Source organism: Corynebacterium tuberculostearicum, from assembly GCF_032821615.1.
GTDB classification, from domain to species: Bacteria; Actinomycetota; Actinomycetes; order Mycobacteriales; family Mycobacteriaceae; genus Corynebacterium; species Corynebacterium tuberculostearicum_H.
Map to the genome: position 1 here is coordinate 39009 of NZ_JAVBIF010000004.1, position 16942 is coordinate 55950.

A 16942-nucleotide genomic window follows, 5' to 3' on the forward strand; every position below is an offset into this window, starting at 1 on the left:
CCGCATCGTAGAGACTATTTATATTCTTCTGCCCGCCGGGAAATAGACTCAAACGCCGCCGAGACAATGCGGCACGCAGAACCATAAGCGGTGCGGTCCAGCGGCGGAAGATCGCGCAGCGTGACCGGGCGATCGCTAACGCCCTCATACCAACGGCGCAACTCTAACGCATAACCGGTGCGCCACGCTAGGTCCAAAGACTCTGCGTCAGCGGCGCTGAGCAGATCGCGTTCCACGCCGATCGCCAGCCGATCCACCGTCGGGCGCGGCCCCGGCGCTGCCCAGCGTGCGATTGCTGCGATGGGGGAGAGCAGCGTGGCCTTGATGTCTACCGCTGCATCGCGGTCCGGCAGCCCATCGACCATCTTGAGGGCAGGCGGACGCTGGGCCAAGGCTTCTTCCAGTAGTGCTTGTTCTCCGCCGTTTCCGAGGGGCAGGCCGGCGTCGACGCGCGCGGCGATGGAATCGGCGGCTGCGTGAGCTTGGAGACCGACATCGGCGAAGACGTCTTGGAGATCGGCATCGTCGCCCATCCACTCCACAGGCATGGACGGCAGCTGGTCGCCGCGGGCCGCAGCGCCGCTGAGGCGGACTGGGGAGTTGACCCCCGGGGAGCGAACAATATCCGTAATCAGCCGGGAATACCAGTGGGCCAATTCAATCTCATTGTCCTGGTGGGCGACCGCATTGCGCAAGATATCTTGGGCCTCTGCGAGCAGTCCGCGGGCCGTAGCGCGGGACTGGCAGTGCGGGGCGAGCTCGGAAAGATCGAGTAGGGATTGGTGCAGGGCCATTGCTCACTGCCTTTCACTAGTGCGGGGCCGGTGCTTCCCCGCCGGCTGCGGGGTGCACGAATGTTTTCAATCTAACACTTCGGTTCTGTGATCCGGGCATGTGGGCCGCGCGGAAGGGATAGGAGGGCTAAAACGACTTTCGCCGCCTGCCCTCGAGGAGGGAGGCGGCGAAAGCTTATGGTTCTTTTACCGTGTCACACTTGCCAGCGGCAAAAGTGCGCTGTTGATACCCAGCTACTGTTTAGCGGGTGGTGAACGGCAGGAGAGCCATTTCGCGTGCGTTCTTGACGGCAGTAGCAACCTGACGCTGCTGCTGCGGGGTCAGACCGGTGACGCGACGGGAACGGATCTTGTGACGATCCGAGATGAACAGACGCAGAGTCTTGGTGTCCTTGTAGTCCACCTTCTCGATGCCCTCAGCCTTCAAAGGGTTCTTCTTTGGGCGACGGCTCTGCTCCATACGGAACTTCTTTTGGTTATTGCGCTTATTAGCCATTGTGCAATTACCCCTTTACCAGCTGGACTTACGAACGCCCGGCAGCTCACCACGGTGAGCCATGCCGCGCATACGGACACGGGACAGGCCGAACTTGCGGAGGTAACCGCGTGGGCGGCCATCGGCAGCGTCACGGTTACGTACGCGGGCTGGGGAAGCGTCACGAGGCTGGCGGTTCAGCTCGAACTGAGCCTCCAGGCGCTCCTCATCCGGGGTGTTCGGGTTCTTAATGATCTTCTTGAGCTCAGCGCGACGCTCCGCGTAGCGGGCGACGATTTCCTTGCGCTGCTCGTTCTTAGCGATCTTGGACTTCTTAGCCATTGATTATCGCTCCTCGCGGAATTCGACGTGCTTGCGGGCAATCGGATCGAACTTCTTCAAGGTGATGCGATCCGGGTTGTTGCGCTTATTCTTACGGGTCACGTAGGTGTAACCGGTGCCCGCAGTGGACTTAAGCTTGATGATTGGGCGGATATCGTTACGTGCCATACTTAAATCTTCTCCCCACGTGCGCGAATCTTAGCCACAACGGACTCGATGCCATCGCGGTCGATGATCTTCATGCCCTTGGTGGAAACATTCAGGGTGATGGTACGGCCCTCAGAGGGCAGGTAGTAGCGACGACGCTGCACGTTGGGGTTCCAACGGCGCGAAGTGCGGCGGTGCGAGTGCGAGACCTGCTTGCCGAATTCCGGCTTGCGGCCCGTTACCTGGCAAATAGCCGACATGGGTCTTCTTTCTCCTAGCCGCCCACATCATGGCTATAGACAATGAAGCGCCGACTGCCGTGTGAGGGTGGCAGTGCTCAAAAGTGAGGTGTGAGCGGGTGCGGCGCCATCGTCAAACACCAGTAGACGGGGCGTAAAACGTATATTTTGACAACAGCAAGGGAAAATCTTACAGCCTTGGGCGCGAATTACCTAATCGCTATCTTGCTGTGGCAAGTGAGCCGTTTGCCGTGCTGGGGTGGTGTTTGCTTGTGGGGGTACCGCTAGGCGTGGCGCAAGAAACGTGAGTGAAATGAGTGGTCGCTGCTGGTTGGGGATTTCGTATATGGGTTAGTTGACTGTAGGATAATTCAGGTTGTTGACCCGTGCCGCGCGGCGCGCGGTTAACAGAGTGAAATTTGTACGTCCCAACTCGGGCACGATCCTCACTAAGCGTGTGGAACCGACCCGTAGTCCAACCCTGAGGGAATATATATGAAGAAAGATATTCACCCGGATTACCACCCGGTAGTCTTCCGCGATGCTGGTACCGGTCACTCCTTTTTGACCAAGTCCACCGCTTCCTCCGACCGCACCGTTGAGTGGGAAGACGGCAACGAGTACCCCCTGATCGTCGTTGACGTTACCGCTGAGTCCCACCCGTTCTGGACTGGTGCACAGCGCGTTATGGATACCGCCGGCCGCGTCGAGCGCTTCAACCAGCGCTTCGGTGGCATGGCACGCCGCAAGAAGAAGAACGCGTAAGGAGGAGAGTAGAAAATGGCAACTCCTAAGTTTAAGAAGTCCCGTGCGAACACCCACGCACGCCGTTCCCAGTGGAAGGCTGACAACGTAGCCCTCCAGGAAGTCACCATCGACGGCCAGACCGTTCGCATCCCGCGCCGCCTGGTTAAGGCTGCCAAGCTGGGCCTGGTTGACGTAGAGCAGTTCTAAGCTCGCTCTTAAATCTCCCCGTCCGCTCTCTTTAGAGGGCTGGGCGGGGATTTTTTAGCTTTAGAAGCCTGGCGGATTCTAGTGGTCGTGGAAACACGTCTTATGTTTCGGTTGAGTTTATCAGTGCGGCCATTTTCTCGGCTGGTGTTTGAAAGCCCAGGGTTTTGCGGGGGCGGCGGTTGAGTTGCATGGCGACGAATTCTAGGTCGGCTGCACTATGGACGCTTAGGTCTGTTCCTTTAGGGAAGTACTGCCTTAGTAGTCCATTGGTGTTTTCATTGGTGCCTCGCTGCCACGGCGAACCAGGATCGCAGAAGAACACGGGACAGTTTGTAGCTACAGAAAAGGCCTTATGGCAGGCCATTTCACTTCCCTGATCCCAGGTAAGTGATCCTTTGAGATGGTCTGGCAAGGTAGCAATCGCTTTAGTAAGTGCTTCATTTACTTCGGTAGCACTATGCCCATGAGGTAGATGCAGCAAGATGACATAGCGCGTGGTTCGCTCTACTAGCGTGCCAATTGCAGACTTATTACCTGCGCCTAAGATGAGGTCGCCTTCCCAATGACCTGGTACTGCTCGGTCGTCTACTTCTGCTGGCCGGTCGGAAATCATCACCATAGGGTCAACAAACCGCTTGCGGGCACTGCGCGTGCCACGAGGTCGACGTTGGGCGTGACCGCGCCGCAGTGCAGCAGCGACTTCCTTTTTCAACTCGCCTTTAGCCTGGAAATACAAAGACTGATAAATCGTTTCAGGACACACGTACATAGTCTCATCGCCGGGGTAGCAGCTGCGCAACCTCCCAGAAATCTGCTCTGGCGAGTACCTATCTTTCACCATTTCCCAGACCACCGTGCGCAAACGTGGATTGGCATCAATCTTGCGCTTTTTCGGTCTAAACCTACGCAACACCGATTTACGGTGCGCATGCGTGGGAAGATACACCCCAAATTCATCCCGGTTGCGTTTAAGCTCCTTGCTGATAGTGCCAGCAGAGCGCTGAAGACGCCGAGCTATCTCGCGTACACCTTTGCCTTGCCGGTCAAGATCAAAGATGAGCTCGCGCTCTTCTACCGACAAATAGCGCGAAGAAATACGCCTATCGATACGCTCTTGCGGAATAACCTGGACTGGAACTGCTTGGCGACCATCAACGTACTCAATTACCTGCATAAGCCTGTTATACAGCGCCACATCCGGGCCAGCCGGGACAAAAGGCACACGCCCCGCAGAAAGCTTGATGACACCTTTGTCCATATCAGCAGCATCACGCGGATGAATGCCACAGGCTAAAGCGGCATCTTTGCGCCCTAAAGCATTTACACGCAGTTGCAGATAACTACACCGGCGAGTTGTTGCCGCAGCTTTGCGGCCATGTGGATTGCGCTTCCACAAACCAAGCTCAATACCGATTCGATATACCGGAGAAGAGCCTATAGAAAGCTGGCGCGCAATATCCATCGGTGCCACACCTTCCAGCCACAACCGAGCTATTTCCTGACTGTCAGCCGAGCTAATACGCCTACAGCGCTTGCGCGGCAAGTCCAACTCACCAGCCAGCCGATAAGCTACCGACTCTGGTAAACAAACCACCCCAGCAGCCGCCCGTATTGAACTACCAGCCCGAACCAACGACGCAAACCGCGCCACAACAGCAGAATCCGGAACCCATTTCGACTCCACACAATCACCTAACCCATGTCAGGTGTTTCCACGACCGCTAGAAATCAAGCCTCCTATAAGTATGTTTTAACCGTATTTGGGGGGCTATGGGGGGTAAATATTTCTCTTAACTTCATGAAGTTGACTGCCATCAGTAATAATTAGGACTATGAAAATCCTTGTGGTGGATGATGAACAAGCCGTCCGCGAATCGCTACGCCGTTCCCTACGTTTTAACGGCTACGAAGTGCTGACCGCTAACGACGGCTTGGAAGCCGTGGAGACGGTGCGCGCTGAGAATCCAGAATTGTTGATTCTGGACCTTATGATGCCCAACATGGATGGCCTTGAGGTATGCCGCACCCTGCGCAGTGAGGGTTGGGACCGTCCAATTCTCGTTCTGACCGCGCGCGATGGCGTCTCGGATCGCGTGGCTGGCCTTGATGCCGGCGCGGATGATTACCTGCCAAAGCCGTTCGCATTGGAAGAGCTCTTGGCCCGCGTGCGCTCCTTGGTACGGCGTGCCTCTGCAGATTCCATCGCTGCTGAAGCTCCGGTGGAAAGCAAGCTGAGCTTCGAGGACCTTGAACTTGATGCCGATACCCGCGAAGTAAGCCGCGGTGGCCGAGCCATTTCCTTGACGCGTACCGAGTTCGCGCTGCTGCAATTGCTGATGGAAAATCCCCGCAAGGTTCTCTCGCGCAGCAAGATCTTGGAAGAAGTATGGGGATACGATTTCCCTACCTCCGGCAATGCTCTCGAGGTCTATATCGGCTACCTGCGTAAGAAGACGGAAGGCGAGAGCGATGCTCGCCTTATCCACACCGTCCGTGGCGTGGGCTATGTTTTGAGGGAGTCTAATTCGTGATTTTAAGGAAGCCCGCTTCCCCTACGGTGGCTTCCGGGAAAATACAGTCCACCCCTCTTGCCGAGTTCTCTGATCGTCAGGGGAGTTGGGCTTCACGGGCGCCACTGCGGTGGCGCCTTGCTACTGTTACCGGCCTTGTGGTGGCCGTAGCCGTTGCCTTGATGACGTTGGCAACGTATTGGGTAGTTTCTATGTCCCTTACTGCCTCCCTCGATGACCGCTTGGAGGCCAAGGCCGATGTCTTATTGCGGCAAAGCCAAGACCCGCGGTTCATGGATAACGTGGACCAGGAAATCGAGGACTTTAAGTCCTATAACCCTGGCACCCGTGTAGCCCTATCGCCGCCCTCCATGAGCTTTTCCTACGGCGACACCATTCCTGTGGGCGGGGACTTCCACCGGACGGAGGATTACACGGAAACTTCCGTGCGTACCGTCGGTGGCGAGCGGGTGTTGGCCAAGCGCCATGATCTGGGCTCTACCGTGGTCGTCGCGCAGTCCCTCGCCCCTACGCAAGAGCTTATTGCCATCCTGGGAACGGTACTGCTGATCATCGTTGCCCTTGGCATCGTGCTCGCCATCTTTGCTGGACTCATCGTGTCCAAAACCGGTATGCAGCCCATTGCCCGGCTGAAACGAGCGGTGGATTACGTGACGCAGACCAACGACCTGCGTCCTATTGAGGTCTCCAATAACGACGAGATGGCGCAGTTGACCACCTCCTTTAACCAGATGCTGGAGGCACTGCAGGAATCCCGTTCGCAGCAGTCTCAGTTCGTAGCCGATGCTGGCCACGAGTTGAAGACCCCGCTGACCTCTATGCGTACCAATATTGAGCTTTTGATGATGCTCAATCGCGCCGGTGGTGGCTTTGGCATGAGCGATGAGGACCGCAAGGACCTCGAAGATGACGTCATGTCCCAGATGAATGAGCTCTCCACCTTGATTGGAGACCTCGTTGATTTGGCGCGCGAGGACGGCAATGAGCGCGAACCGGAACCGGTTGACCTTTGTGAAGTCATGATGGCTTCGCTGGAGCGCGCGCGCCGCCGCCGTCCCGATGTGGAGTCCTTGGTGCGCTTTATCCCGTGGGAGCTGGACGGCGACCCCTTCGCATTGGGCCGTGCAACGCTTAACCTCATGGACAATGCGGCTAAGTGGTCGCCGGCAACTGGCACGGTGCGCGTATCCATGGAGCAGCTATCCTCCCACGAGGTGCGCCTGCGCTTTGATGACTCTGGGCCTGGCATTGCGCCGGAGGAGCGGGAGAAGGTCTTTGAACGCTTCTACCGTTCGGCGGAAGCGCGTTCCATGCCGGGCTCGGGCTTGGGCTTGGCCATTGTGAAATCGGTAATTGAACGCCACGATGGCACGATCAAGATCCGCGAGTCTAATGATGGTGGCACCCGCATGGAAGTCATCTTGCCGGGCAAGCCTGTGCCGGGTGAGATTTACGTGGACGGTTTGGCAGACCCGCATGAGGGGCTACCGGGTGGCAAGGATGACCCAAGCGACCGGGGTGAAATCTTTGCGCAGCGTTGGTTTAACCAGGGCTAGCGTACAAGCGTTTATACTGGTGAGGTAATACAGCAACCTTTCAGGAATTCCTAGTAGGTTGGCAGATTAGTATCAGTCTTGACCAAGCGAAGTGAGGCATAGTTTTCTCATGAACATGAGGAATGACGATTACCGCGGCTTTGATGGAAACTCCCCAGAGGGAGAATCCCAGAAAGGTCCGGGTAGGGCCGAGCCGGTTCAGGGTGGTCCGAACTTTGGGGAGACCGGACAGCCGGATGCGGGTGCCGGAAATGCTCGCCCCTACAGCGATGGCGCTGGTCCTTATGGTGGCGTCAGTGCGCAGGCATATGAGACCGGTTCCTATTCGCAGGGCTGGAATCAGCCGCGCGGCGGTGCTGAAGGTGATGACCCGCGAACGCTAGGTTCGCTGGGCCCCTATCCTAATGCACCGGAGACCCACAGCTTTAGCGGTCAGGGGCAGGAAGGCCCGATGGTCACCCCGCTGCCTCCGCAGCCGGAGCAGAAGAAGAAAATCGGCTTGGGCGCCGCCACCGCATTGGCGGCCGTCGCTGCCATCGCCGCAGGCTCGATTGCCGGCGCCGTGGTCGGCATGAGCTCTGGGGGAGGCAATAACGATACCTCCGTGGTCAATGAAGCCCTCAAGGCTGAGCCGAGCAATAATAGCACCGGTAAGGAACCGGCACAGGGTTCTGTGGAAGAAGTAGCCTCCAAGGTTTTGCCGGCGGTGGTTTCTATCCAGACGATGACTCGTGCTGGTGGGGCTGAAGGCTCCGGTTCAGTCATCTCCCCAGATGGTTATGTACTGACCAACCACCACGTGGTTGCCGGTGCTGAGCACGGTGGCATGATGCAGGTGACCATGAATGACGGCAGCAAGCATGAAGCTAACGTGGTGGCCTCGGATGCGAATACGGATGTTGCCATCGTGAAGATCAAGGACGTCAAGGACTTGCCCTTCTTGCAGTTCGGCGACTCCAATTCCGTCGCCGTGGGCCAAGAGGTGGTGGCCGTGGGGTCTCCTTTGGGGCTGAATGCTACCGTGACCTCGGGCATCGTATCAGCAAAGAACCGTCCCGTGCGCGCATCCCAGGAAGGTGGCGAGTCCTCACTGATTGACGCGATTCAGACCGATGCCGCAGTAAACCCTGGCAACTCGGGCGGCCCGCTGGTGGATCGAGACGGCAATATCGTGGGCATGAACTCCATGATTGCTTCGCTGTCTAATAGTTCCTCCGGCGAGGGCGGCTCCATTGGCTTGGGCTTTGCAATTCCATCCAATTTTGCCAAGCGCATGGCAGATGAGCTCATTAATGACGGCAAAGTTTCCCACCCGACCCTTGGCGTGAAGGTGCTGGCGCGTGACGACGGCAATGGTGCCCGCATCGCCGAGGTGGAGCCGGGTGGCCCAGCAGATAAGGCGGGCCTAAAGGATGGCGACATTGTCACCCGCGTCAACGATCGTCTGATCGAAAACGCCGATGCACTCATTGCGGCGGCACGATCGCAAGACTTTGGTGCGACGGTGTCCTTGGAGGTTACCCGCGAAGACTCGGACGAATCTCGTCAGGTAGAGGTAACCCTCTCAGGCGAGTAAATTACTGTGCAAGACCTCATTAGGTGCTAAATGCGCCGTACCTCACCCCGCCACAAGGCCGCAATGCCTTAACTTAAGGAGAAAAATGCCAGATTCGCAGCACGATGTGACCGACTCCGCGCAGCCCGACGGTGCGAATATGCGCGATTCCTTGATGGATGTAGCCGAACCCGATGATGCCTTCCTGCTGGCAAGCGAGCAGGAGGATAGCCTTGCTGCCCCGCGCCGTGGGCTTATTGTGATTGTCACTGACCATCCTGGTGAGCAATCCGATAGCACTTCGCAGCTGGTAAGCGAGTTGCTCGCGGAAGCTAATTTCCGCGTTGATGGCGCCATCGTGGTGCGTTCCAAGAAATCCAAGATCCGCCAGGCCATTGAGACCGCCGTGGTCGGTGGCGTGGACGTGGTCCTCACCGTGGGCGGTACCGGTGTAGGCCCGCGCGATAAGACTCCGGAGGCTACCCGGTCTGTCATCGACAAGATGGTGCCGGGCGTAGCTCAAGCTTTGCGTTCTTCTGGCCAAGCCTGCGGCGCGGTGGATGCCTGCACGTCTCGCGGCCTATCGGGCGTTTCGGGTTCTACCGTCGTGGTCAACCTTGCTTCCTCGCGTGCTGCGGTCCGTGATGGCATGGCTACCTTGGCGCCTCTGGTGCACCACCTGATTGACCAGCTGCAGCAATCGAGCGTGCAGTAATCGCAGGGCAGTTTCTATGACGTCGCGGAGAAATCGCCGGCGAGTATTCCGCCAATCCGATGCTGCCGACTATGACCGTAGTGCTGATAAGCCCGGCGCACCCGCTTCCCACGGTGTTGATGAAGAGAGAATCGTTACCGTCGATGACGCGGATTCGGTGGCGGCAGAGGGGGAGTCCGGTCAGCGCGATGAACAGTTCTACCGAGAAAACCAGCCCCCACACTACGGCGGCTAGTGCTTAGGGCGGGCCGCAGGTAGGTAGCTACAGAGGTATACAAAAGCCCGTGGTTTCTTCCGAAGAATGAAACCACGGGCTCTGTGCTGCGCAGGCAGCGAAGGGAACTAGGCCTGGTGGCGGCCGCCGCCGGTAGAACCGTAATCGGCGTCGGTAGCACCGCGGGTGGAACCGTCGATGCCGGTACCCGGGATGTCCTTATCGGAGACATTCTGGGCCTCGAGCAGGTCGCGGATTTCCGCGAGCAGTTCCTCGGAGGTTGGGGCAGGGGCCTCAGGGTCCACACCGTGGCGGCGCTTAGCGGCCTCGGTGAGCTTGTTGATCGGCATGACGATGAGGAAGTAGACCACTGCGGCGATGATGAGGAAGTTAATCGCTGCGGAGATGACGGCGCCGAAGTCCACGAAGGTGTTTTCGGCATCTGTGATGTGGAAGCCAACGGCACCAACCTCAGCGGAGCCGAGGGAGTTAATGATCGGCTGGATGATGGAGTCCGTGACGGACTTGACGATTGCGGTGAAGGCAGAACCAATGATGACTGCGGTGGCAAGTTCGATGACGTTGCCGCGCATGATGAAGTCTTTGAAACCCTTGAGCATGGTGATATGCACAAACCTTTCTGGGAATAACTAAGGGTAGTTAAAAACCATGGACACCGCGAAACATTAGTGCAGCCGGTAACCAACCACAACTGCTGTGTCTGAAAAGGTCTAGCTCTGCTGTGGGTGGGCGCGGTCACCCACAATAACGACTGTGAGTGGTTGGCTTAACGACGCCGCGGCTACATCATTGGCGTGGTCATGGGGCAGCGCGAGCAAAACGGTCGAGGAAGAGGCCTCGCCTTCGGCGCTGGAGGTTGACACCACGCGCCCGCCGGTGGCGATAACGCGCGCGGTGGGCGTTGTGGGCGCCTCGCCCTCTCCAACATCAGAAGGGGAGGAGGCGGCATCGACGGCGGTTACCACGTCCACGGTATCGCCATGGTGCAGGTGGGGGATGATATCGGGCTCGGCGAGCTTGACTGGGATCATCCGCGCGGCCGCGGCTTCGGAGCCGCCGACCAAGCTGGAGACGAGGTCTTCTCCCAGAAGGCGCGCATCGGTGACCACCTCACCCTTGCCGGCTGCGGCGGTAATAACGCGGCCGGTGAGTTCTTCTGGCTTTGCCGCTACCGCGGAATCGGGGATGGAAGAAGAAGGAAGGCGGGCCAAGTCGACGTCGGCAAGCGCCAGCTCCGCCCCCGCAGGCAGGTCGCGGCTAAAGACGGGAACGCGTGGCAATTCCTTAGCCGCAGACAAGGCCGAGGCCAGCGCGGCAATAAGAAGGGCCACCGCAATGGCGCGGCGCACTACAACGCCGCGGCGGTGGCCAGGGGTACGAAGGGTGGAAACGAGGCGGGGCATACGCGAAGTGGGCATACTCTTTTAGACTGCCCGAAACCGCGCATGGTTCCCGCACCCTAAAAACTAGAAGCGGGTGATGCCCTCTGCGGTGACGGCGGCATCAACCTTGCGGTCATGGTCCTCGGTAGGTAGCTCGTCTAGGAATTCGGAGGGGTAGACCATGGCGAAAACCGGCGGCTTGCCGTGGGGAAGCGGCTCTAGCGCGCGGTCATAGTAGCCGCCGCCCTTGCCCATGCGGTTGCCCTTGGCATCTACTGCCATGGCAGGGGCGAGCACCAGGTCGCACTCGGCCAGCACGCTGCTATCAAAGCTTGGGCCCTGGGGCTCATTCAATCCCAGTGGGCTGGTGTGCATGGCTTCCTTGCCGCGGTATTCGGCAAAGGTCAACGTGCCATTCTCGCCGGAAATTGGCAGGAGGACGCGGGAGACATGCGCCTTGAGCCACGGCACAAAGTCCGCACCGCCGGGCTCGGAGCCCAAAGGCCAGTAGGCGGCCACGGTCATGGACTCGGTGAGCTCGGATTCGAGATGCTTGCGCACGGCGGCGGTGAAAGCATCGTGGTCCTCGGAGGAAAGTTCGCGGCGGGCCTGGACCAAGCGGGCGCGCAGCTCGTTTTTGGCGGTGATGGAAGAGGTCATAAATAAATCATAACCCCGCGGCGTAGCGGTGCACGGGAAAATAATGTGGCGTTGTACGCTATTGTGCATGGCTATAGAACGCGAAGATTCCGCCCGCGGAATCACCACGGTTGTAGTTCCAGCGGCAGGTATGGGCACCCGATTTTTGCCCGCCACCAAAACGGTTCCCAAGGAACTACTGCCCGTTGTTGATACTCCCGGCATCGAACTCATCGCAGAGGAGGCAGCCTCTGTAGGCGCGCGCCGCCTAGCGGTGATTACCGCGCCCGATAAGCAAGAAGTCATGCGCCACTTCGAGGCTTTTCCCGAGCTGGTAGAGACCCTTGAATCCCGCGGCAAGGACGAGCAGGTGGCCAAGGTTAAGCGCGCCAACCAGATCATTCACCCCGTTGCGGTGGAGCAGGAAAAGCCGCTGGGCTTGGGCCACGCGGTGGGCCTTGCCGAAGAGGTTCTTGGGGAAGACGAGGATTCCTTCGCCGTCATGCTCCCCGATGACATTGTGCTGCCCGCCACCGTCATGGCCGATATGGCGCGTGTGCGCGCGGCATTGGGTGGCAGCGTGCTGTGCGCTTTCGAGGTCCCGCGTGAGCAGACCTACAACTACGGCGTCTTCGACGTGGAAGATACCGATGCCCCTGGCGTGAAGAAGGTCGTGGGCATGGTGGAAAAGCCGGCGGTAGAGGATGCCCCTTCTAACCTCGTGGCCACCGGCCGCTACCTTTTGGACCGCAAGATCTTTGATGCCCTGCGTCGCATTAAGCCGGGCAAGGGCGGCGAGCTGCAGCTTACTGACGCCATCGAGCTCCTCATTGAGGAAGGCGAGCCCGTCCACGTGGTAGTCCACCAAGGAAAGCGCCATGATTTGGGCAATCCCGGCGGCTATATCCCCGCCAACGTGGACTTTGGCCTGCGCGATGAAAAGTATGGTCCCACGCTGTATAAAGCGATTAAACAAATCATGGCCGAGTATGAGGACGAGCACGGCCTAGCCTAGGGATGTTCCCAGTGGCCAAGGACGTGGAAGCGAAGAAAGGGCGGGCATAGACCTTATGCGTTCAGTTGATGACCAGTTGGCGCTGGTAACGGATGCGGCGACGACGCCGGAGCCGGTGCGCATCGGTATTTCCAACGCGCTGGGTTTGATGTGCGCCGAGCAGGTTCAGGCTAACCAGCCCCTGCCAGGCTTCCCACAAGCGGCCATCGATGGCTACGCCGTGCGCGCCGTCGATATCGGCGGCGAGCGGGGTCTGCGGGTGCGCCGCCACAAGGACCAGGAAGAACAGTCCGCAGAGGGCGAAGAGGATGCGGATTCCCCGCAGCCGGAGGTAGAGCGTTCCTTGCCCGTGGTGGGTGAGGTTCCGGCCGGCTCCAAGCAGCCGCTGCGCCTGCAGCCTAAGCAAGCGGTGCGCGTATATACGGGTGCGCCTTTGCCCACGCTTGCCGACGCCGTCCTTCCCCTCGAGTGGACCGACCGCGGTCGCAAGCGCGTTACCGCCCACCGCCCGGTGCGCTCTGGTGACTTTGTGCGCCGAGTGGGCGACGATATCCAGCCTGGTGATGTCGCCGTATCCTCCGGCACCGTCTTGGGTCCAGCTCAGATTGGCCTTCTAGCCGCGGTAGGCCGCTCAAAGGTGCTGGTGTACCCGCGGCCGCGTATTACCATTATTTCTTTTGGCCGCGAGTTGGTTGACTTGGACCAAGAACCGGCACTGGGCCAGGTTTTTGACGTGAACTCTTATTCCTTGGCCGCCGCGGCCCGCGAAGCCGGGGCGGAGGTGCACCGCGTGGGCATTGCCGAGGGCGAGCCGCGCCGCATCCGCGAAGCATTGGAAAAGCACATTGCCCGCAGCGAGGTGCTGGTTATCTCCGGCGCAGTGGGCGGCGCTGGCGCCGAGGCCATTCGCGAGATCCTCGACGATCTTGGTGATGTCGATACCTCCCGCGTGGCCATGCACCCCGGCTCCGTCCAAGGCTTTGGGCTGGTGGGAGAGGAGCGCATTCCTACCTTCTTGCTGCCGTCCAATCCGGTGTCCGCGCTTGTGGTCTTTGAGGTATATATCCGCCCGCTCATCCGCTTGGCGCTGGGCAAGCGCAATGCGCACCGCCGCGTGGTGCGTGCGCGCGCGTTGAACCACATCGATTCCCGCCCCGGCCGGCGCGGCTTCATCCGTGCTCGCCTGATGCGCGATGCCGAAACCGCGGACTACTTGGTGGAAGGCCTCGGCGGTGCCGCAGGTGCCCCAGCCCACCTCTTGGCCGGCCTCTCAGAGGCCAACGCCATGATTCGCGTGCCGGAAGAGGTCACCGAAATCCGCCCGGGCGATGTGGTTGATGTGTTGTTTTTGACCCAGCGCAGCTAATGCTCGATCCCTTCGGCAACGCGGCGGATAGGTTCCGCCATCCTGCTACCGGCCCCGCCGATGACATGCATCCAGGGTGGCCGGAATCCACTCCTATTGTCCAGCTTCCCTCCTCTTCTGTCTTTCCCTCGGGGGCGCGGATGCGTTTGCGCCCCCTGCTGCGTTCCGACGGCCACGAGTGGCGGCGTCAGCGCATCGACGATGAATGCTTCCTCCGCCCGGTCGAGCCGACCCAAGCCGCACCGTGGGCGGCGGCGCATAGCCAGCAGGCGTGGTGGAATCACCTGATGTACCTGCGCACCGCCGCGCGTGAGGCGCTGGTGATCCCGCTTGTCATTGAGGTGGAGGGAAAGTTCGCCGGGCAGGTGACCCTAGGAAATATTCAGCATGGCAGCATTCGCGATTGCTGGATTGGCTACTGGGTCTATTCCGCGGTGCATGGCGCCGGAGTGGCTACGGCGGCCACCGCCTTGGGCGTAGACCACGCCTTTGAGCGGGTGGGCCTACACCGGGTGACCGCTACCTATCTAGAGCACAACCCTGCCTCGGGCCGCGTCTTGGCCGCCAACGGGTTCCGGCATGAGGGGTATTTGCGGCGCAATCTGCATATCAACGGCGCGTGGCAGGACCACCACTACGTGGCGTTGGTGAAAGAAGACTTTGCCTCTACGGCGGTGGAGCGCCTGCGCCAAGCTGGCCGGCTGGCGTGAAATAGCGTCCCATTCGCTGGGAACTTGACCTCAATTTTCACATAAGTCACAACATTGTAATTTGTGCGAATTTGGGGTGCTACGGTGCGGTTTCACCGTTTAAGGTGGAGTAATCATCTGTATTCAAGGGGAAGGTCCTTTTCGTGTCGACAGCTGTGCCGATTATCGCGATCATCGTGGTGTGGCTCTTCGTACTCGCACCGTGGCTACTGGGTAGGAATAACCGCCCAATGAGCCATACCGGTGAGGCCTTTGAAGATACCCGGGTCCTCTTTGAAGGAGATTCCGGCAAGGTCGCTGGCCGGCGTCGTCCGCGCCTGCGTGCCGGCGACGTCCACCGCCGTGACGATGAGGACGAGGCGGACTACGAAGTCGTCGAGGCTGCAGACGCTGCCGACAGTGAATCCGATACCGAGGCCACCAAGTCCTCGTCGCGCTCCGTAACGATTGCCGGTGCCGCACGCCGGGCCAAGTCCCAGCCCTTCGGCAGCGGTAGCCGAGCGTTTACCGGCGCTTCCACCTCCACCGCTGGTGAAGATTCCACGGAGCGGGCAGAAACCATCGACGGCGAATTGGTGGAAGAAGCGGTTGCAGAAGAAGACTCGTCTGCAGTCGAGCCACAGGCAGCTGCGGTTCCTGCCTCTCAGCAGGCTGATGCGGACAAGGAAGCCAATACCGCAGAGGCGGACGACGTCGACGATGTGCTCCTGGAGGACGAGGACGACGCCGCGGACGAGTCCACTGAGGACAAAACCTCCGATGTTGCCGCCGCCGAGGCTGAGGTCTTTAGCGCCCCAGCTGTCTCTAGCGTGGCGAGCGATGCTTATGCCTACGACGAAACCTATACCTCGCCGGTAGACCTCATGTACCCGGGCGCCGTAGACAAGGCCGAGGTCAATGAGGATGACTCCGTAGATCCTGCCGGCGCGGACGAGGTAGACGAGGCCGAGGGATCCGAGGAGCTCGCGGCTGCCAAGGAAGCAGACGAAGCCGGCATGGATACCGACTTGTCCGAGGACGAGGTCGAGTTCGCCCAGCGTCGCTTGGGCCGCGGTGGCTGGGATCCGGTAGCGGAAAAGGAAAAGTCTGCAACGCGCTACCAGCGCCGTCAGCGCACCCTGCTGGGGCTTGCCGTGGCCGTGGTGCTCACGGTAGCCCTGGGCATTGTGGTCGGTGGCTGGACTTGGTGGTTGGCTGCCGTCGCTGGCGTGCTCACCGTGGCCTACTTGATCGCCCTTCGCTCTCAGGTACGCCAGGAACAGGCACTGATGCGCCGCCGTGTGCGCCACCTGCGCCGCGCCCGTTTGGGCGTGCGCAACGCCGAGGACGAAGAGCTAAAGATTCCGCGCAACCTGCGCCGCCCAGGCGCCGTGGTGGTGGAAATCGACGATGAAAGCCCGGACTTCGTGCACCTTCCGCTGAGCTATAGCGATGGTGAGGACGGCGACTTTGACGGTCCGCACGCCGGGCCCGATGGTTATGGCCGTCGCGATGACCTAGCGGCCCGCCGCGCTGGATAAGCGCGCGAGGCGGACTAGCTAGCAGCGCCGTGAAGCTCGTCAGCGCCCGCTGTCTGCGAGTTCGCGAGCGCGTTGTATTCCTGCGCTAGGCCATAATTCGGCACGCCGCTCTCCAGCCACACCCCGGAGGTACCGCGGCGATGGGAGCCGATAAGGTGCGTATCAATCATGCCGATGGCCTCCATGAGGGCGAAACAGGTAACCGGGCCAACGAAGCGAAAGCCCTTCTTCTTGAGTTCGCGGGACATGAGCTTGGACTCGTAGCTCTTTTTCGGAATATCCTCCATCACGGTGGGGTAGAGGTTCTCCGGAGGCTGGTAAGCCCAAATGAACTCCGCCAGCCCGCCTTCCTCGCGCAGAGCGATGGTTGCCTTGGCGTTATTAATCGCGGCGCGGATTTTGGTTTCGTTGCGGATAATGGAGGCGTCGCCAAGCAAACGCTCCACGTCCGCCTCGTCGAATTGGGCGACCTTGTCCGGATCGAAGTTGCAAAAGGCCGCACGGAAGGCCTCGCGCTTCTTGAGCACCACCGCCCAAGAAAGGCCGGACTGAAAAGATTCGAGGCTCAAACGCTCGTAGAGTCCAGCTTCATCGAAAATGGGCAGGCCCCATTCGGTGTCGTAATACTCCTTCAGCATCGGCGAGGACATCGCCCAAGGCGGGCGGCCCAGGCCATCATCGTCATAGACCAAGGTGGTGCGCTCTTCGGACTGCCTAGTTGGTTCGCTCATGGTGTTCTCCTTTTATCTTTTGTGCGTGGTTTCCAT

21 protein-coding genes are annotated in these 16942 nt (G+C 59.7%); 11 read left to right on the forward strand and 10 right to left on the reverse strand.

Annotation, left to right across the window (positions count from 1 at the left end):
* Window positions 1-14 precede the first annotated feature (14 nt).
* The 5 genes from RAE09_RS04765 to rpmB all read right to left on the reverse strand — a co-directional run bounded on the left by RAE09_RS04765 (window position 15) and on the right by rpmB (window position 2018).
* Complete coding sequence (locus tag RAE09_RS04765) at window positions 15-794, reverse strand: putative nucleotidyltransferase substrate binding domain-containing protein (RefSeq protein WP_005328100.1); 780 nt, start codon at window positions 792-794, stop codon at window positions 15-17.
* Between the two features lie 241 nt (window positions 795-1035).
* Complete coding sequence (rpsR, locus tag RAE09_RS04770; protein ID WP_005279904.1) at window positions 1036-1290, reverse strand: 30S ribosomal protein S18; 255 nt, start codon at window positions 1288-1290, stop codon at window positions 1036-1038.
* Between the two features lie 15 nt (window positions 1291-1305).
* Entirely contained in the window at window positions 1306-1611 is a 306-nt protein-coding gene (gene rpsN / locus RAE09_RS04775; RefSeq protein WP_005279906.1) for a 30S ribosomal protein S14, read from the reverse strand.
* A gap of 3 nt (window positions 1612-1614) precedes the next feature.
* A complete protein-coding gene (rpmG, locus tag RAE09_RS04780) occupies window positions 1615-1779 on the reverse strand; it encodes a 50S ribosomal protein L33 (RefSeq protein WP_005279910.1) in 165 nt (54 codons plus the stop codon).
* A gap of 2 nt (window positions 1780-1781) precedes the next feature.
* Entirely contained in the window at window positions 1782-2018 is a 237-nt protein-coding gene (rpmB, locus tag RAE09_RS04785; protein ID WP_005279911.1) for a 50S ribosomal protein L28, read from the reverse strand.
* Window positions 2019-2492: 474 nt separating this feature from the next.
* Here rpmB and RAE09_RS04790 point away from each other — a divergent pair, with 474 nt between their 5' ends.
* Both RAE09_RS04790 and rpmF read left to right on the forward strand, forming a co-directional pair.
* Window positions 2493-2762 (forward strand): type B 50S ribosomal protein L31, encoded by a 270-nt coding sequence (locus RAE09_RS04790; protein WP_005323793.1) that lies wholly within the window; start codon window positions 2493-2495, stop codon window positions 2760-2762.
* 15 nt (window positions 2763-2777) lie between these two features.
* On the forward strand, window positions 2778-2951 hold the full coding sequence (rpmF, locus tag RAE09_RS04795; RefSeq protein ID WP_005279913.1) for a 50S ribosomal protein L32: 174 nt from the start codon (window positions 2778-2780) through the stop codon (window positions 2949-2951).
* Between the two features lie 100 nt (window positions 2952-3051).
* On the opposite strand, the gene RAE09_RS04800 is transcribed toward rpmF, so the two are convergent.
* Window positions 3052-4209: an IS30 family transposase gene (locus tag RAE09_RS04800; protein WP_316981142.1), complete on the reverse strand. Its 1158-nt coding sequence runs from the start codon at window positions 4207-4209 to the stop codon at window positions 3052-3054.
* A 574-nt stretch (window positions 4210-4783) separates the two neighbouring features.
* Here RAE09_RS04800 and RAE09_RS04805 point away from each other — a divergent pair.
* The 5 genes from RAE09_RS04805 to RAE09_RS04825 all read left to right on the forward strand — a co-directional run bounded on the left by RAE09_RS04805 (window position 4784) and on the right by RAE09_RS04825 (window position 9543).
* On the forward strand, window positions 4784-5482 hold the full coding sequence (locus RAE09_RS04805; RefSeq protein ID WP_150850910.1) for a response regulator transcription factor: 699 nt from the start codon (window positions 4784-4786) through the stop codon (window positions 5480-5482).
* The gene (locus RAE09_RS04810; protein ID WP_394371995.1) at window positions 5479-7038 is read left to right on the forward strand and encodes a HAMP domain-containing sensor histidine kinase; all 1560 of its coding nucleotides are present in this window, start codon (window positions 5479-5481) and stop codon (window positions 7036-7038) included. Before RAE09_RS04805 ends, RAE09_RS04810 begins: the two co-directional genes overlap by 4 nt.
* A gap of 109 nt (window positions 7039-7147) precedes the next feature.
* Window positions 7148-8614, forward strand: a complete 1467-nt coding sequence (locus tag RAE09_RS04815) for a S1C family serine protease (RefSeq protein WP_150850819.1) — start codon at window positions 7148-7150, stop codon at window positions 8612-8614.
* Window positions 8615-8753: 139 nt separating this feature from the next.
* Window positions 8754-9308, forward strand: a complete 555-nt coding sequence (locus tag RAE09_RS04820; RefSeq protein ID WP_150850821.1) for a MogA/MoaB family molybdenum cofactor biosynthesis protein — start codon at window positions 8754-8756, stop codon at window positions 9306-9308.
* Window positions 9309-9324: 16 nt separating this feature from the next.
* A complete protein-coding gene (locus tag RAE09_RS04825; RefSeq protein ID WP_005323788.1) occupies window positions 9325-9543 on the forward strand; it encodes a hypothetical protein in 219 nt (72 codons plus the stop codon).
* Between the two features lie 107 nt (window positions 9544-9650).
* On the opposite strand, the gene mscL is transcribed toward RAE09_RS04825, so the two are convergent.
* The 3 genes from mscL to RAE09_RS04840 form a co-directional block, all read right to left on the reverse strand.
* Window positions 9651-10142, reverse strand: a complete 492-nt coding sequence (gene mscL, locus RAE09_RS04830) for a large-conductance mechanosensitive channel protein MscL (protein ID WP_040425139.1) — start codon at window positions 10140-10142, stop codon at window positions 9651-9653.
* 111 nt (window positions 10143-10253) lie between these two features.
* The gene (locus RAE09_RS04835) at window positions 10254-10946 is read right to left on the reverse strand and encodes an SAF domain-containing protein (protein WP_316981143.1); all 693 of its coding nucleotides are present in this window, start codon (window positions 10944-10946) and stop codon (window positions 10254-10256) included.
* A gap of 63 nt (window positions 10947-11009) precedes the next feature.
* A complete protein-coding gene (locus RAE09_RS04840; protein WP_200436002.1) occupies window positions 11010-11585 on the reverse strand; it encodes a 5-formyltetrahydrofolate cyclo-ligase in 576 nt (191 codons plus the stop codon).
* Window positions 11586-11652: 67 nt separating this feature from the next.
* Between RAE09_RS04840 and RAE09_RS04845 the strand changes: the two genes are divergently transcribed.
* The 4 genes from RAE09_RS04845 (at window position 11653) to sepX (ending at window position 16175) form a co-directional block, all read left to right on the forward strand.
* On the forward strand, window positions 11653-12579 hold the full coding sequence (locus RAE09_RS04845) for a UTP--glucose-1-phosphate uridylyltransferase (protein ID WP_179386230.1): 927 nt from the start codon (window positions 11653-11655) through the stop codon (window positions 12577-12579).
* Window positions 12580-12634: 55 nt separating this feature from the next.
* On the forward strand, window positions 12635-13945 hold the full coding sequence (gene glp, locus RAE09_RS04850; RefSeq protein WP_005329134.1) for a molybdotransferase-like divisome protein Glp: 1311 nt from the start codon (window positions 12635-12637) through the stop codon (window positions 13943-13945).
* Window positions 13945-14655: a GNAT family N-acetyltransferase gene (locus RAE09_RS04855; RefSeq protein ID WP_250411684.1), complete on the forward strand. Its 711-nt coding sequence runs from the start codon at window positions 13945-13947 to the stop codon at window positions 14653-14655. Before glp ends, RAE09_RS04855 begins: the two co-directional genes overlap by 1 nt.
* A 143-nt stretch (window positions 14656-14798) precedes the next feature.
* On the forward strand, window positions 14799-16175 hold the full coding sequence (sepX, locus tag RAE09_RS04860) for a divisome protein SepX/GlpR (protein ID WP_316981109.1): 1377 nt from the start codon (window positions 14799-14801) through the stop codon (window positions 16173-16175).
* A 14-nt stretch (window positions 16176-16189) separates the two neighbouring features.
* Here the strand turns inward: sepX and RAE09_RS04865 are convergent, their stop codons facing one another.
* Window positions 16190-16906 carry a DNA-3-methyladenine glycosylase I gene (locus tag RAE09_RS04865; RefSeq protein WP_316981110.1) on the reverse strand — a complete coding sequence of 239 codons (717 nt, stop codon included), beginning with the start codon at window positions 16904-16906 and terminating at the stop codon, window positions 16190-16192.
* Window positions 16907-16942: the final 36 nt, after the last annotated feature.

Excerpts from the sequence above, each read along its gene's own strand:
- RAE09_RS04765 (WP_005328100.1), bottom strand. The coding sequence starts at position 794 with ATGGCCCTGCACCAATCCCTACTCGATCTTTCCGAGCTCGCCCCGCAC.
- rpsR (WP_005279904.1), bottom strand. The coding sequence starts at position 1,290 with ATGGCTAATAAGCGCAATAACCAAAAGAAGTTCCGTATGGAGCAGAGC.
- rpsN (WP_005279906.1), bottom strand. The coding sequence starts at position 1,611 with ATGGCTAAGAAGTCCAAGATCGCTAAGAACGAGCAGCGCAAGGAAATC.
- rpmG (WP_005279910.1), bottom strand. The coding sequence starts at position 1,779 with ATGGCACGTAACGATATCCGCCCAATCATCAAGCTTAAGTCCACTGCG.
- rpmB (WP_005279911.1), bottom strand. The coding sequence starts at position 2,018 with ATGTCGGCTATTTGCCAGGTAACGGGCCGCAAGCCGGAATTCGGCAAG.
- RAE09_RS04790 (WP_005323793.1), top strand. The coding sequence starts at position 2,493 with ATGAAGAAAGATATTCACCCGGATTACCACCCGGTAGTCTTCCGCGAT.
- rpmF (WP_005279913.1), top strand. The coding sequence starts at position 2,778 with ATGGCAACTCCTAAGTTTAAGAAGTCCCGTGCGAACACCCACGCACGC.
- RAE09_RS04800 (WP_316981142.1), bottom strand. The coding sequence starts at position 4,209 with ATGGACAAAGGTGTCATCAAGCTTTCTGCGGGGCGTGTGCCTTTTGTC.
- RAE09_RS04805 (WP_150850910.1), top strand. The coding sequence starts at position 4,784 with ATGAAAATCCTTGTGGTGGATGATGAACAAGCCGTCCGCGAATCGCTA.
- RAE09_RS04815 (WP_150850819.1), top strand. The coding sequence starts at position 7,148 with ATGAACATGAGGAATGACGATTACCGCGGCTTTGATGGAAACTCCCCA.
- RAE09_RS04820 (WP_150850821.1), top strand. The coding sequence starts at position 8,754 with ATGCGCGATTCCTTGATGGATGTAGCCGAACCCGATGATGCCTTCCTG.
- RAE09_RS04825 (WP_005323788.1), top strand. The coding sequence starts at position 9,325 with ATGACGTCGCGGAGAAATCGCCGGCGAGTATTCCGCCAATCCGATGCT.
- mscL (WP_040425139.1), bottom strand. The coding sequence starts at position 10,142 with ATGCTCAAGGGTTTCAAAGACTTCATCATGCGCGGCAACGTCATCGAA.
- RAE09_RS04835 (WP_316981143.1), bottom strand. The coding sequence starts at position 10,946 with ATGCCCCGCCTCGTTTCCACCCTTCGTACCCCTGGCCACCGCCGCGGC.
- RAE09_RS04840 (WP_200436002.1), bottom strand. The coding sequence starts at position 11,585 with ATGACCTCTTCCATCACCGCCAAAAACGAGCTGCGCGCCCGCTTGGTC.
- RAE09_RS04845 (WP_179386230.1), top strand. The coding sequence starts at position 11,653 with ATGGCTATAGAACGCGAAGATTCCGCCCGCGGAATCACCACGGTTGTA.
- glp (WP_005329134.1), top strand. The coding sequence starts at position 12,635 with ATGCGTTCAGTTGATGACCAGTTGGCGCTGGTAACGGATGCGGCGACG.
- RAE09_RS04855 (WP_250411684.1), top strand. The coding sequence starts at position 13,945 with ATGCTCGATCCCTTCGGCAACGCGGCGGATAGGTTCCGCCATCCTGCT.
- RAE09_RS04865 (WP_316981110.1), bottom strand. The coding sequence starts at position 16,906 with ATGAGCGAACCAACTAGGCAGTCCGAAGAGCGCACCACCTTGGTCTAT.